Source organism: Aestuariivirga sp. (genome assembly GCF_037139295.1).
Lineage (GTDB): Bacteria > Pseudomonadota > Alphaproteobacteria > Rhizobiales > Aestuariivirgaceae > Aestuariivirga.
Genome location: NZ_JBAXGR010000032.1, coordinates 1 through 13,597 on the forward strand (window position 1 = coordinate 1; position 13,597 = coordinate 13,597).

Sequence of the window (13,597 nt, forward strand, 5' to 3'; positions counted from 1 at the left end):
GTCAACTGAGCTTGCTGGGGAAGGGTCTCTCGTCACGAGACTGGTGGGCGATGAGAGACTCGAACTCCCGACATCTTCGGTGTAAACGAAGCGCTCTACCAACTGAGCTAATCGCCCGCTCAGGGGTGGGCTTAGCGCCCCCGGTCCCCACAATCAAGCCGACAAAAAACCCCGTGCGATTTCTGAGGGCGCACGGGGCTGATGTGATTTGAGTGGTTCCAGAAACTAGCTTTGCGCTGGTCTGTCTCCTCGCTGCCGTTGCCATGCCCGAAACGCCTTACACCCCCTATGTGTCGGTGATTCGTGGGTAATTTCAAGGTTTGGTGACATTGCCGAAAGCTATTGCCTGATCTTGCGGCAGCAATGAAAAGGGCCGCCCCGAAGGGCGGCCCTGATGTCGTTCAGTGAAGACTTCAGTGGGCGCGGGCCGAGCTCTCGCCGGCCTTTTCGGCGGCGGCGCGGGCGGCAGCTGCCGCTTCCTCGGCCTCCTCGTCCCAGGTGATTGCTTCCGGCATGCGGGTAAGCGCATGCTTCAGCACGTCGTCCATGCGGGCGACCGGGATGATCTCGAGGCCCTTCTTGACGTTCTCCGGGATCTCGCTCAGGTCCTTCACGTTCTCCTCGGGGATCATGACGGTCTTGATACCGGCGCGCAGAGCGGCGAGCAGCTTTTCCTTCAGCCCACCGATCGGCAGCACGCGGCCCCTGAGCGTGATCTCGCCCGTCATCGCCACGTCCCTGCGGACGGGGATGCCGGTCATGACCGAGACGATGGCAGTCACCATCGCGATGCCGGCAGACGGGCCATCCTTCGGCGTCGCACCTTCCGGCACGTGCACGTGGATGTCGCGCTTGTCGAACACCGGCGGCTTGACGCCGATGGTGGCGGCCCGCGAGCGGACGTAGGAGGAAGCAGCCGAGATCGACTCCTTCATCACGTCGCGCAGGTTGCCGGTCACCGTCATCTTGCCCTTGCCCGGCATCATGAGGGCTTCGATCGTCAGGATCTCGCCGCCGACTTCCGTCCATGCAAGGCCGGTGACGACACCGACCTGGTCCTCGCGCTCGGCTTCGCCAAAGCGATACTTCGGCACGCCGAGGTACTGCTCGACGACGTCGGGCGTCACGGTGATCTTCTTCTTGCCCTTGCTCGTCATCAATTCCTTCACTGCCTTGCGGGCGAGTGAATTCATCTCACGCTCGAGATTGCGCACACCGGCTTCCCGCGTGTAACGGCGGATGACCTCATAGAGCGCCTCTTCCGTCACTTCGAACTCCTGGGGCATCAGCCCATGGTGCTCGGCGGACTTGGGGATCAGGTGGCGACGCGCGATCTCGTACTTCTCTTCTTCCGTGTAGCCTGCGATCCGGATGATCTCCATGCGGTCGAGCAAGGCCGGCGGAATGTTGAGCGTGTTCGAGGTCGTCACGAACATCACGTTCGAGAGGTCGTACTCGACTTCCAGATAGTGATCCATGAACGTTGCGTTCTGTTCCGGATCCAACACTTCGAGGAGTGCTGCAGACGGGTCGCCGCGGAAGTCCATGCCCATCTTGTCGATCTCGTCCAGGAGGAAGAGCGGGTTGGACTTCTTCGCCTTCTTCATCGACTGGATGACCTTGCCGGGCATCGAGCCGATGTAGGTGCGGCGGTGACCGCGGATCTCGGCCTCATCGCGCACGCCGCCCAAGGACATGCGGATGAACTCACGCCCCGTGGCCTTGGCAATCGACTTGCCGAGCGAGGTCTTGCCCACACCCGGAGGGCCGACGAGGCACAGGATGGGGCCGCGCAGCTTGTTGGTGCGGCTCTGCACCGCGAGATATTCGAGGATGCGCTCCTTCACCTTGTCGAGGCCGAAGTGATCGGCGTCGAGCACGTTTTCGGCGAATTTGAGGTCGTGCTTGACCTTGCTCTTCTGTCCCCAGGGGATGCCGAGCAGCCAGTCGAGATAATTGCGCACGACGGTGGCTTCCGCCGACATCGGGCTCATCTGGCGCAGCTTCTTGATCTCGGCTTCGGCGCGCTCGCGCGCTTCCTTGGAGAGCTTGGTCTTCTTGATGCGGCCTTCGAGTTCGTCGATCTCGTTCTTCTCGTCGCCGTCGCCCAATTCCTTCTGAATGGCCTTCATCTGCTCATTCAGATAGTACTCGCGCTGCGTCTTCTCCATCTGGCGCTTGACTCTGCTGCGGATGCGCTTCTCGACCTGGAGCACGGAGATCTCGCCTTCCATCAGCGCATAGACCTTCTCCAGCCGCTGCGCGACGGAGGTCATCTCGAGAAGCTCCTGCTTCTCGGCGATCTTGATGGCGAGGTGTGCGGCAACGGTGTCGGCGAGCTTCGACGGGTCGGTGATCTGGCCAACCGATGCCAGCACTTCCTGCGGCACCTTCTTGTTCAGCTTCACATAGCTGTCGAACTGCGACACGGCCGTGCGGGCCAGCGCTTCGGTCTCGGCAGCGGTGCCGTGATCAGAGGGCAGCACCTCGACTTCCGCCTCGAAGAATTCGGTGCGGTCCGAGAAGCCGTGCACGCGCGCACGGTCGGAGCCTTCGACGAGCACCTTCACGGTGCCGTCCGGCAATTTCAGAAGCTGCAGCACCTGCGCCAGGGTTCCCACATCGTAGACGGCATCGGACGCCGGATCATCATCGGCGGGGTTCTTCTGTGCGACGAGCAGGATGCGCTTGTCTTCGCGCATTACCTCTTCCAGCGCCTTGATGGACTTCTCGCGCCCCACGAAGAGCGGGACGATCATATGCGGGAACACGACGATGTCGCGGAGCGGCAGGACAGGGATCGTCTCGAAACCTGCCGCGGGAACAGTGGTGCTCATACTACTTCCTTTCATGGGCCGCCTGCTGAGCCTGGCGCGAGAATGCCGCCAAGCAAGGGCGCCCGGGTTCTGGGCCGTCGAGCCGCAAATCAGTGAGTCTCATGTGCATACTACGCACAAATCCCCCCGAAGAGCAGTCTCAGCGTTGCTCAAGATGTGGAGAGGGCATGAGGAAATTTCAATCCACCTCCATAACGAAATAGCCGGGCACGAGGCCCGGCTATTTCAAGGGCTTATGGGCAGGGTCAGGCGGTGGCCGTCGCCTTGCCGGACTGCTTGTCGGCGTAGATGAGCAGCGGCTTGGCCGTCCCCTCCACCACGTCCCGGGAAATCACAACTTCCTCGACGCCCGTCATGGCAGGAAGATCGAACATGGTCTCGAGCAGGATCGACTCCATGATGGAGCGAAGGCCACGGGCACCCGTTTTGCGCTCGATGGCGCGCCGCGCGATGGCAGACATCGCCTCGTCCGGGAAGGTGAGCTTCACGCCCTCCATCTCGAACAGGCGCTGATACTGCTTCACGATGGCGTTCTTGGGTTCGACCAGGATCTGAACCAGCGTCGTCTCGTCGAGGTCCTCGAGTGTCGCCACCACGGGCAGACGGCCGACGAACTCGGGGATGAGGCCGAACTTGAGCAGGTCTTCCGGCTCCAGCTCGCGCAGGATGGCGCCGGTGCGGCGGTCCTCGTTGGAGCGGATCTCGGCACCGAAGCCGAGGCCCGAGCCCTTGGACCGCTGGTTGATGATGCGCTCGAGGCCGGCGAAGGCGCCACCACAGATGAACAGGATGTTCGTCGTGTCGACCTGCAGGAACTCCTGCTGCGGATGCTTGCGGCCGCCCTGCGGCGGCACGGAGGCAACCGTGCCTTCCATGATCTTGAGCAGTGCCTGCTGGACGCCCTCGCCCGACACGTCACGCGTGATGGACGGGTTGTCCGACTTGCGGCTGATCTTGTCGACTTCGTCGATGTAGACGATGCCGCGCTGGGCGCGCTCGACGTTGTAGTCGGCAGCCTGCAGCAGCTTGAGGATGATGTTCTCGACGTCCTCGCCGACGTAGCCGGCTTCGGTCAGCGTCGTGGCGTCCGCCATGGTGAAGGGAACATCGAGGATGCGGGCCAGCGTCTGTGCCAGCAGCGTCTTGCCGGAGCCCGTGGGGCCGACCAGCAGGATGTTCGACTTCGCCAGTTCCACGTCGTTGTTCTTCTGGGCGTGGTTCAGGCGCTTGTAATGGTTGTGGACCGCCACCGAGAGCACCTTCTTGGCGTGCTCCTGGCCGATGACGTAGTCGTCCAGAACTTTCCGGATCTCGTGCGGTGTGGGCACGCCGTCCTTGGACTTCGCCAGCGAGGTCTTGTTCTCCTCGCGGATGATGTCCATGCAGAGCTCGACGCATTCATCACAGATGAACACGGTCGGGCCCGCAATCAGCTTGCGGACCTCATGCTGGCTCTTTCCGCAGAAGGAGCAGTACAAGGTGTTCTTGCTGTCGCTCCCCGTTGCCTTACTCATTCCATCTCCTTGGACATGCGCTGCATAATACGCACGCAGTCTCTAACAAGACCTCACCGCCATTGCCGCAGTTCGGTCGCAGGGGTCCGGCGCACCGGACGAACTCATAATTCAGCATGGGCGGGCATGATTAATCAAGAATTGATTGCCCAACCGCCCCACCGGTGCAATGTCCGGTGGAAAACTCAAAGCCTTACTTCTCGGCCGGTGCCGCCCGCTTCTCGATGACCTTGTCGATCAGGCCGAACTCGAGGGCGGCTTCCGCCGTGAAGAAATTGTCGCGCTCGAGGGCATCCTCGATGGTCTTGTAGTCACGTCCGGTGTGGTGGACGTAGATTTCGTTCAGCCGACGCTTCAGGCTTTCCACTTCCTTGGCATGGATCAGGATGTCGGTGACCTGGCCCTGGTAGCCGCCCGAGGGCTGGTGAACCATGATGCGGGCGTTGGGAAGCGCGAAACGCATGTCCTTCGCGCCTGCCGTCAGCAGCAGCGAGCCCATGGAGGCCGCTTGCCCCATCACTGTGGTGGAAACGGGGCAGCGGATGAACTGCATGGTGTCGTAGATCGACATGCCGGAGGTGACAACACCGCCCGGGCTGTTGATATACATGGAGATTTCCTTCTTGGGGTTTTCCGCCTCAAGGAACAGGAGCTGCATGCAGATCGACGCCGCGACGTTGTCGTCGATGGGTCCGGTGATGAAGATGATGCGCTCGCGCAGCAGGCGCGAGGGAAGGTCATAGACGCGCTCGCCCCGGCTCTCCTGCTGGATGACGGAGGGCCAGAAGGCGCCGGTGGTCAGGAATTCGACGGGATCGCGCATGGATGTCCTTCGGATGAATCGGTTTGTCTGTTGATCCTTAGATAGGTGAGCCTGCGGGAGGATGGAAGAGGCTTCCCCACCAGCGTTAATCACCGGTTGCGGCGAAGCCCCGCATTTGCAAGGGCTTGGCCTGCCATGCGAAAAGCGAACGCCAGCACAGCCCAATCCGGAGCCCCATGAAAAACCCTGTCCCCGACCCCCTGCCCTCCCACCGTCTGCGGCTGGAAAACGTGCTCCGGGCCGCCACCTTCATCGACCCGGTGTTCCTGAACTCCCCCAAGTTCAACTGCGAACCCCTGAGCGAGGCCCTGGGCTGCGCGCTCACCCTCAAGCTCGAGACCGCCAACCCCATCCGGTCCTTCAAGGGGCGGGGTGCTGGCTATCTGGTGGCCTCGCGCGCCGCCGATGGCCGCCTCAAGGGCCGCCGCCTGGTGGGGGCCAGTGCCGGCAACTGGGGCCAGGCGCTGGCCTATGCCTGCCGCAGCCATGGTATTCCCCTCACACTCTTCGCCGCGACCACCGCCAACCCCCTGAAGGTCGCCCGCATGAAGGCGCTGGGCGCCGAAATGGTGCTGACCGGCCATGACTTCGATGCCGCCAAGCAGGCGGGCGAGGCCCATGCCCGTGCGACCGGCGGCCTGTGGGTGGCAGACGGCCTCGACCCGGAGGCCGCCGAGGGTGCGGCCACCATCGCGCTGGAACTTCTGGCGGGGCCGGACAAGCCGGATGTGCTCGCCATTCCGCTCGGCAACGGCGCGCTTCTCACCGGCATCGCCCGCTGGGCCAAGGCCGCGCACCCCGGCATCGAGGTAATCGGCGTGCAAGCCAGTGGTGCCGATGCCATGGAGAAATCCTGGCGCACCGGCACGCTTCTCTTTCCACCTTCCGTTTCCACCATCGCCGACGGCATCGGCGTCCGCGTGCCCATCAAGGAAGCCGTCGATGACATGAGCGGCATCGTCGACGATGTGCTGCTGGTGGAGGATGCCGACATCATCTCTGCGATGCGCCTGCTCTTCCGCACCGCGGGACTTCTGGCGGAACCATCAGGCGCGGCAGGTATCGCCGCAATCCAGACCCACCCGAACCCCTTCAGGGGCCGCCGCGTGGCAACCGTCATCTGTGGCAGCAACCTCACCGAGGAGCAAGTGAAGGCCTGGCTCGGCTAAGGCCCTCACGCTAGCGCCTGCTTGGGCCCCTTGCCACCAGCCACATGGCGAACCACAGGCCAGCGCAGGCCACAATCCCAAGCAGACCGGATGAGAGAGACGCAGTCAGCGGTGGCAGGTAACGCTCCGGCGCGGGGTCGAGGCGGCCCAGCACCAGCCAGGGTACCAGCGCGAAAGCCGCAAGCCCGGCAAAGACGCGCGCCCTTGTCATCGAGAATCGCAAGGATGATGCTCGCCTCGAGCAAGCATCCCACCAGGATAATGGTGCGGACCATGCGCCGCCTCTCGGCACTGGGTGCGCCCTGACTGACGCACCAGATCAGGAAAAGCATCAGCACGAGAACGAGACAGGGCACGAACCAGTTGAACAATGTCACCGCGCAGGCTTACGCAGGCGTTGCAGGCCCCACCAGGCCGCACCGGCCGGCACGCCAACCAGCAGGCCGCCCAGGCCGGACATGATGAACTCCAGCAGCGGTCCGCCGCTGGCCGCCGCACCGGCGACGACCGGGCCGAAGAAGGCGCCGATGCCACCCATCAGCAGCGCGCCGAGCACGATCGCACTGAGACAGCCATGCTGCAGGTGTTCGGTGGCCGCGAGAACCACGGCCGCCGCCAGCAGCCCCACCAGGAACGGCGCGCCCCGCCCGAGAAAGGGCCAACCCGCATGGTCGAACTGGGCGAAATAGATCCAGTAGGAGACCCACCAGGCGGCGAGCAGCCCGGCCAGCCCCAACACGATGCGAACGATCGTCAGCAGGGCGATTCCCCCCTTTCCGCTCGAACTCTACTACAAGTCGAAAAACACGTCAAAAATGACGATGCCAGGATCCGCCACGGGTCATATCAGGCAGAGGCAATGGAAAACGGCCGGACCCTGTGGGTCCGGCCGCTTCGAATTCAGTCAGCGGGAAAAGATCAGGCCGAAGCCACCTCGTCCTCGTCCTCGTCCTCGACCATCTTCTGGAGCTCGTCCTTGGTGACGGTCTTCTCGTCGACCTTGGCGCCCGAGACGATCGCATCCACGACCTTCTGCTCGAAAATCGGGCCACGGAGTTCCATCATGGCGCCGGGGTTGTTGCGGTAATAGTCGATGACCATCTTCTCCTGGCCGGGGAACTGGCGCATGCGGCTCATGAGTGCGTTCTGCAGCTCTTGCTCGGAGACGATCACGCCCTGCTTCTCGCCCATGCGGCCGAGAACGAGGCCCAGACGCACGCGGCGCTCGGCGATGGCGCGGTATTCCTTGCGGGCTTCTTCTTCCGTCGTGCCCTCATCGGCGAAGGTCTTGCCGGAGCGGGTCATCTCGCCGCTGAGCGCATTCCAGATGCCGTTGAATTCGGCCTCGACCAGCTTCTCGGGCAGCTCGAAGGAGTATTCCTTGTCGAGCGCATCGAGAACGTCGCGCTTCAGCTTCATGGCGCTCATCTGGGCGAACTCGCCACCCACACTCTGCTTCACGGTGTCGCGAAGCTTGGCGAGGTCCTCGAAGCCCATCTTCTTGGCGAACGCGTCGTCGATTTCGGCTTCCTTGGCACCCTCGAGCTTGGTCACCTTGGTGGCGAATTCGGCGGGCTTGCCGGCGAGTTCGGCCACGCCATAGTCGGCGGGGAAGGACACCTTCACGGCCACGTCGTCACCGGCCTTGGCGCCGATCAGCTGGTCTTCGAAGCCGGGGATGAACTGGCCCGAACCGATCTCGAGGGCCACGTCATCCGCCGTGCCGCCGTCGAAGGCGTTGCCGTCGATGGTGCCGACGAAGTTGATGGTGACGCGGTCACCCTTCTCGGCGCCGCCCAGCTTCTCGTCGAAATTCTTGGACTGGCTGGCGATGCGCTTCAGCGTCTCGTCGATCTGGTCCTCGCCAACCTCGACGACGTGGAGGGTGAGCTCCAGGCCCGAATGGTCCTTCACGTCGAAGTCGGGGATCACTTCCAGCGCCATGGTGAAGGAGAGGTCGCCCTTGCCGTCCATGACGGCGGCGATTTCGGCCTCGTCGGTCGGCAGCTTCACTTCCGGCTGGTAGGCCGGCTTCAGGTTCTTTTCTTCCAGCAGCTTCTTGGAGCGCGTGTCGACGGCGTCCTGCAGCACTTCGGCCATGGCCGAACGGCCATAGACGCGCTTGAGATGGGCCACCGGCACCTTGCCGGGGCGGAAGCCCTTGATGTTGGCCCGCTTGGACATGTCCGCCAGCTTGGCGTTCAGCTCAGTGTTCAGTTCGGCCTGGCCGACCACCACCTTGTATTCGCGCTTGAGGCCAGCGCTGAGCGTCTCGGTAACCTGCATCGTTCCTGCTTCCGTCTAATCAATGGGCCAGTGGCACCGGATAAATCTCGGCTCGTGCTTGGTGCGGGCGGAGGGACTTGAACCCCCACGGGTTTCCCCACAGGAACCTAAATCCTGCGTGTCTGCCAATTTCACCACGCCCGCGCACGAGCCAAAGGCCCGGGCCGTTGCAATGGGCGCGGTCTATAGCAGAGGGGTTTTCGGTATGCCAGTGAAGAAAGTACCCGCAATTGGCCGCGATCAGGCCAGCTTCACCGCCCGCGCCTGCGCCAGGGTCGTCAGCCCGATCCCCGCCGCCACCACGGCGATTCCCACCCATACCAGGGGCGGGTAGTGCTCGCCGAGGAAACTCAGCCCCACTGCCACCCCGACGGCCGCCGCCACATAGCCGATCTGCGAGAGGTAGGTTGGCCCGCCCACCGCCTGCAGGCGGAAGAACGTGAGGTACATGACGGTGGCGGCCACCACTTGCCCCACCACGATGGCCGGGATCGCGGCAAGCGGTGCAAGCTCCAGCCCGCCCAGCATCCATGCGAGGGCGAGCAGTGGCGGCACCGCAGCGAGATTGACGATGGCGCCGAGGCGCATGGGGCCCGCGCCTTGTGGCCATGCAGCAGTCCGGTAGACGTTGCCTGCCCCCAGAAAGACCGGGATGAGCGCGGCGAGCAGCAGCCAGCGAGATTCCTCCGCCGCGAAGCCGGCGTGCCGCGCAACGATGATGGTGACCGCCCCGGCAAGCCCGACGGCAATCCCCAGAACGCCCAGCGGGCTGGGTGGCCTAATCCTGAGGCCCATTGAAAGGATGGCCGTCGTCACTGGTGAGGTGGCCACGAGAATGGCCGTCAGCCCGCTGCCAATGTGCGGGATCGCCGCAAAGGTCAGCGCGAGCGGGATGACATTCGAGATGATCGAGGAGGTGGCAGCATAACGGTAAAGCCCGGACACTTCGCCAGAGGTCTCGAACAGCCGTGCTGCCACGCCCACAGCCAGGCCCGCGCCAAGGCAGATAATCGCTGCCCACAGTGCGGGGTTCACCCCCGCCGCGACGGCCAGTTTGCCGAGGGGAAAATTGCAGCCGAAGGCCAATCCGGTGATCAGCAGCAAGACCAGCGGGCGGTTCATAGTCTGCCCAGCAACGTCTCTGCCGTCAGCCCCCGTGGCCCGTGGCGGTTGGCGGCGTCGCCGTGCAGCCATACGGCGGCACAGGCCGCCTCGAAGCCCGGCAGGCCCTGCGCCAGCATGGCTGTCACGATCCCGGCCAGCACGTCGCCGGAGCCCGCAGTGGCGAGCGAGGGCGGCGCATTGACGTTCACCCGGGCGCGGCCATCTGGTGACGCGATCACCGTATCCGCTCCCTTCAGGATGATCACTGCACCCGAGCGCCGGGCCGCCTTCCGCGCAAGTTCAATCTTTGATTCACCTTGCACTGCGTGTCCCTTGAAAACACGTCCGAATTCGCCAGCATGCGGGGTCATCACCACCGGTCGCCCGTCTCCCAGTTCCACAAGCCGGTAGAGCCGCTCGTTCTCCTCCGAGAAGGAGGACAACGCGTCGGCGTCGAGCACCGTGGCCGCCCCGCTCAACAGCACGGTTTCCACGAGGTCGCGGGTGTCGACACCCACACCCGCCGCGGGGCCGATGCACACGGCATTCTTGCGCCTGTCAGCCAGAAGCGAGGAAAGATCGGCGTCGGACAGCATGATGGCCGAGACATGCGCGGCCTGCACTGCCAGCGCGTCCGCCGTGCCGCTGATCGTCACCAGCCCGGCCCCGCTCCTGAGGGCCGCCTCCGCCGCCAGTCGCGACGCCCCCGTGTGAAGCGGCCCGCCGGATACCACCACGGCATGCCCGCGGCTGTATTTGTGGCCACCGGGCGACGGCTGCGGAAGCCGGATTCCGCAATTGATGGAATCCCTTGGGCGGATCTCCTGCAAAACTGATTCAGGGATGCCGATGTCCGCCACCACCACTTCGCCGCAGAGTTCCCGACCCGGCATCAGCACATGGCCGGGCTTGCGCCGGAAGAAGGTGACGGTCACATCCGCCTGCACGCTGGCACCACGCGGATGGCCCGTCAGGCCGTCGAGGCCGGAGGGCACGTCGACCGCCACCACCGGGCATCCTGCCCCGTTGATCGCTGCGGCCAGTTCCGCCGGAAAGTCCTTCGAGAGCCCCGCCCCGAACAGCGCATCGACGATCAGCTCCGCTCCGGACATGTTTCCCGCGGGCTCTACCGGTCCATCCCACCGCGCCGCCATGGCCGCCGCATCGCCCTTCAGCGTGCTGCGCTCGCCCAGCAGCGCCAGCCGCACCGGCCAACCCCAGGCCTTCAGGTAGCGGGCGGCCACAAAGCCATCGCCGCCATTGTTGCCCGGCCCGCACAGGACAAGCGTAGGTCTTGCGCCGTAGCGGCGGACGATCTCATCGGCCACGGCCCGCCCGGCGGCTTCCATCAGGCTGAGCGAGGAAACGCCCGCCTGAACGGCCATCGCATCGGCGCGGTACATCTCGTTTGGAGTCAGAAGCTCATGGGTCATGAAGTCAGGCTAATGCCTTTTGTCCCCAAGGGGAATTGCCGTGGCCATTGGCGCCCGAAGGCCCCCTCTCTCCATCGTCACCAGCACCCCGCCGTCATTCCCCCTCATGCCGTCATCCCGGCAAAAGCCGGGATCCAGCTGTCCGCGTGACGACCGCCCAAAGCTGGGCCCCGGCTTTCGCCGGGGTGACGATCGGAGAAATGCACGCAAAATAGGCACAGCTGCCCTTTTTTTAATCAGCCCACCCTGCCCAAATTTCAGGCTAGTGCTGCAAGCCCTTGATTCAACAGCGGGCAGAATCTGGCACGGCCCGTGCAAGCACTGTTGCAACAACGCGCGAGGCTGTCGAGCACATGAAAAAGATCGAAGCGATCATCAAGCCGTTCAAGCTCGATGAGGTGAAGGAAGCGCTGCAGGAAGTGGGCCTGCAGGGCATCACCGTGACCGAGGCCAAGGGCTTCGGTCGGCAGAAGGGCCACACCGAACTCTACCGTGGGGCCGAATATGTCGTGGACTTTCTGCCCAAGGTGAAGATCGAGGTGGTGCTGGCGGATGAGTTCGTGGAGCGCGCCGTCGAGGCGATCCAGAACGCCGCGCGCACCGGCCGCATTGGCGATGGCAAGATTTTCATCTCCAACATCGAGCAAGCCATCCGCATCCGTACCGGCGAGTCCGGCCCGGACGCGCTCTAACCCGACCACAACAAGAAACCAGCTCAGACTAGAGGAAGATCATCATGAGCAAGCCCATGGACGTTTCCGGCGTCCTCAAACTGATCAAGGAAAAGGACGTCAAGTACGTCGACCTGCGCTTCACCGACCCGCGCGGCAAGATGCAGCATCTCACCATGGACGTCTCGCAGATGCACGAGGACGCTTGGGCCGAGGGCCTGATGTTCGACGGCTCGTCGATTGCCGGCTGGAAGGCGATCAACGAGTCCGACATGGTTCTCATGCCGGATCCGACCTCCGCCCACCTCGACCCGTTCTATGCCCAGACGACGCTCGCCGTGTTCTGCGACATTCTCGAGCCGGGCACCGGCGAAGGCTATTCGCGTGACCCGCGCATGATCGCCAAGCGCACCGAGGCCTATCTCAAGTCCACCGGCATCGGCGACACCGTTTTCGTCGGCCCCGAGGCCGAATTCTTCATCTTCGACGACGTGAAGTTCGCCGTCACCCCCTACAACACCGGCTTCAAGCTGGATTCCGTCGAGCTGCCGTCGAACTCCGACCGCGACTACGACACCGGCAACATGGGCCACCGCATGCGGACCAAGGGCGGCTACTTCCCGATGAACCCGATGGACTCGGCGCAAGACATGCGCTCCGAGATGCTGTCCACCATGGGCGACATGGGCCTCGTCGTCGAGAAGCACCACCACGAGGTCGCCTCCTCGCAGCATGAGCTCGGCACGAAGTTCCAGTCGCTGGTCACCGCCGCCGACCACATGCAGATCTACAAGTACGTGATCCACAACGTGGCCCACGCCTATGGCAAGACGGCCACCTTCATGCCGAAGCCGATCTTTGGCGACAACGGCTCGGGCATGCACTGCCACTTCTCGATCTGGAAGGATGGCAAGACCCAGATGGCCGGCAACCAGTATGCCGACCTGTCGGAAACCACGCTCTACTTCATCGGCGGCGTCATCAAGCACGCGAAGGCGCTCAACGCCTTCACCAACCCGTCGACCAACTCCTACAAGCGCCTGGTGCCGGGCTATGAAGCCCCGGTGCTGCTCGCCTACTCCTCGCGCAACCGCTCGGCCTCCTGCCGCATTCCCTTCACGGCAAACCCCAAGGCCAAGCGCGTCGAAGTCCGCTTCCCCGATCCGACCGCCAACCCTTACCTCTGCTTCTCGGCGATCATCATGGCGGGCCTCGACGGCATCGTGAACAAGATCCACCCGGGCCCGGCGATGGACAAGAACCTCTACGACCTGCCGCCGGCAGAGCTCGCCAAGGTTCCGACCGTCTGCGGTTCGCTGCAGGAGGCGATCGACTCGCTTAGCTCCGACCATGAGTTCCTGCTCAAGGGCAATGTCTTCTCCAAGGACCAGATCGAGAGCTATCTCGAGCTGAAGCAGGAAGAGCAGGACCGCTACCGGATGACGCCGCACCCGGTCGAGTTCGACATGTACTATTCCTGCTAAGCATCCAGCAGGACGCGACACGCAAAGCCCCGGCAGAAATGCCGGGGCTTTTGCATTCCGCCGGTTGCATGCACTGCAGCAATACCTCACCAAAGTTGCAGGGCTGAGAAGTATTAGAGCTTTGTTAACCGTGACTTACCGCAACTGCGTAATTCTACGGCCCAAGTCGTGCCGTATCTGCAACACCCGCCGAGGAACGTTGTTCGCCGCTCGCTTTTGCCTACCGTCAAAACCGGTATGGGAGTAATCGTTTGCCATCACGGGCCAAGCCCGGGT

General features: G+C 63.6%; 11 protein-coding genes and 2 tRNA genes. 3 read left to right on the forward strand and 10 right to left on the reverse strand.

Translation table 11 applies throughout. The features are described from left to right. Positions 1-41 precede the first annotated feature (41 nt). The 4 genes from WCJ41_RS10345 to WCJ41_RS10360 all read right to left on the reverse strand — a co-directional run bounded on the left by WCJ41_RS10345 (position 42) and on the right by WCJ41_RS10360 (position 5,174). Positions 42-117 (reverse strand) — tRNA-Val (locus WCJ41_RS10345). 296 nt (positions 118-413) lie between these two features. Then, the gene (lon, locus tag WCJ41_RS10350) at positions 414-2,837 is read right to left on the reverse strand and encodes an endopeptidase La (RefSeq protein WP_336905779.1); all 2,424 of its coding nucleotides are present in this window, start codon (positions 2,835-2,837) and stop codon (positions 414-416) included. A 245-nt stretch (positions 2,838-3,082) separates the two neighbouring features. Further along, entirely contained in the window at positions 3,083-4,351 is a 1,269-nt protein-coding gene (clpX, locus tag WCJ41_RS10355) for an ATP-dependent Clp protease ATP-binding subunit ClpX (protein ID WP_336905780.1), read from the reverse strand. 193 nt (positions 4,352-4,544) lie between these two features. Continuing rightward, entirely contained in the window at positions 4,545-5,174 is a 630-nt protein-coding gene (locus WCJ41_RS10360) for an ATP-dependent Clp protease proteolytic subunit (RefSeq protein WP_336905781.1), read from the reverse strand. A 176-nt stretch (positions 5,175-5,350) separates the two neighbouring features. Here WCJ41_RS10360 and WCJ41_RS10365 point away from each other — a divergent pair, with 176 nt between their 5' ends. Next, positions 5,351-6,343 carry a pyridoxal-phosphate dependent enzyme gene (locus tag WCJ41_RS10365; protein ID WP_336905782.1) on the forward strand — a complete coding sequence of 331 codons (993 nt, stop codon included), beginning with the start codon at positions 5,351-5,353 and terminating at the stop codon, positions 6,341-6,343. Between the two features lie 10 nt (positions 6,344-6,353). Here the strand turns inward: WCJ41_RS10365 and WCJ41_RS10370 are convergent, their stop codons facing one another. The 6 genes from WCJ41_RS10370 to WCJ41_RS10395 form a co-directional block, all read right to left on the reverse strand. Continuing rightward, a complete protein-coding gene (locus WCJ41_RS10370) occupies positions 6,354-6,554 on the reverse strand; it encodes a hypothetical protein (protein ID WP_336905783.1) in 201 nt (66 codons plus the stop codon). Positions 6,555-6,716: 162 nt separating this feature from the next. After that, a complete protein-coding gene (locus WCJ41_RS10375; protein WP_336905784.1) occupies positions 6,717-7,082 on the reverse strand; it encodes a hypothetical protein in 366 nt (121 codons plus the stop codon). A 179-nt stretch (positions 7,083-7,261) separates the two neighbouring features. Further along, positions 7,262-8,629 carry a trigger factor gene (gene tig / locus WCJ41_RS10380; protein WP_336905785.1) on the reverse strand — a complete coding sequence of 456 codons (1,368 nt, stop codon included), beginning with the start codon at positions 8,627-8,629 and terminating at the stop codon, positions 7,262-7,264. Between the two features lie 59 nt (positions 8,630-8,688). Continuing rightward, a tRNA-Leu gene (locus WCJ41_RS10385) sits at positions 8,689-8,773 on the reverse strand. Positions 8,774-8,869: 96 nt separating this feature from the next. Beyond that, the gene (locus tag WCJ41_RS10390) at positions 8,870-9,751 is read right to left on the reverse strand and encodes a DMT family transporter (RefSeq protein ID WP_336905786.1); all 882 of its coding nucleotides are present in this window, start codon (positions 9,749-9,751) and stop codon (positions 8,870-8,872) included. After that, the gene (locus tag WCJ41_RS10395; RefSeq protein ID WP_336905787.1) at positions 9,748-11,166 is read right to left on the reverse strand and encodes an NAD(P)H-hydrate dehydratase; all 1,419 of its coding nucleotides are present in this window, start codon (positions 11,164-11,166) and stop codon (positions 9,748-9,750) included. Before WCJ41_RS10395 ends, WCJ41_RS10390 begins: the two co-directional genes overlap by 4 nt. 353 nt (positions 11,167-11,519) lie before the next feature. Here WCJ41_RS10395 and WCJ41_RS10400 point away from each other — a divergent pair, with 353 nt between their 5' ends. Then, entirely contained in the window at positions 11,520-11,858 is a 339-nt protein-coding gene (locus tag WCJ41_RS10400) for a P-II family nitrogen regulator (RefSeq protein ID WP_290547161.1), read from the forward strand. 56 nt (positions 11,859-11,914) lie between these two features. Next, positions 11,915-13,321 (forward strand): type I glutamate--ammonia ligase, encoded by a 1,407-nt coding sequence (gene glnA / locus WCJ41_RS10405; protein ID WP_336905809.1) that lies wholly within the window; start codon positions 11,915-11,917, stop codon positions 13,319-13,321. The last annotated feature ends 276 nt before the right edge of the window (positions 13,322-13,597 follow it).

Coding starts and splice junctions, on each gene's coding strand:
- WCJ41_RS10370 (WP_336905783.1), bottom strand. CDS start 6,554: ATGACAAGGGCGCGCGTCTTTGCCGGGCTTGCGGCTTTCGCGCTGGTA.
- WCJ41_RS10365 (WP_336905782.1), top strand. CDS start 5,351: ATGAAAAACCCTGTCCCCGACCCCCTGCCCTCCCACCGTCTGCGGCTG.
- lon (WP_336905779.1), bottom strand. CDS start 2,837: ATGAGCACCACTGTTCCCGCGGCAGGTTTCGAGACGATCCCTGTCCTG.
- WCJ41_RS10360 (WP_336905781.1), bottom strand. CDS start 5,174: ATGCGCGATCCCGTCGAATTCCTGACCACCGGCGCCTTCTGGCCCTCC.
- WCJ41_RS10400 (WP_290547161.1), top strand. CDS start 11,520: ATGAAAAAGATCGAAGCGATCATCAAGCCGTTCAAGCTCGATGAGGTG.
- WCJ41_RS10395 (WP_336905787.1), bottom strand. CDS start 11,166: ATGACCCATGAGCTTCTGACTCCAAACGAGATGTACCGCGCCGATGCG.
- WCJ41_RS10390 (WP_336905786.1), bottom strand. CDS start 9,751: ATGAACCGCCCGCTGGTCTTGCTGCTGATCACCGGATTGGCCTTCGGC.
- glnA (WP_336905809.1), top strand. CDS start 11,915: ATGGACGTTTCCGGCGTCCTCAAACTGATCAAGGAAAAGGACGTCAAG.
- clpX (WP_336905780.1), bottom strand. CDS start 4,351: ATGAGTAAGGCAACGGGGAGCGACAGCAAGAACACCTTGTACTGCTCC.
- tig (WP_336905785.1), bottom strand. CDS start 8,629: ATGCAGGTTACCGAGACGCTCAGCGCTGGCCTCAAGCGCGAATACAAG.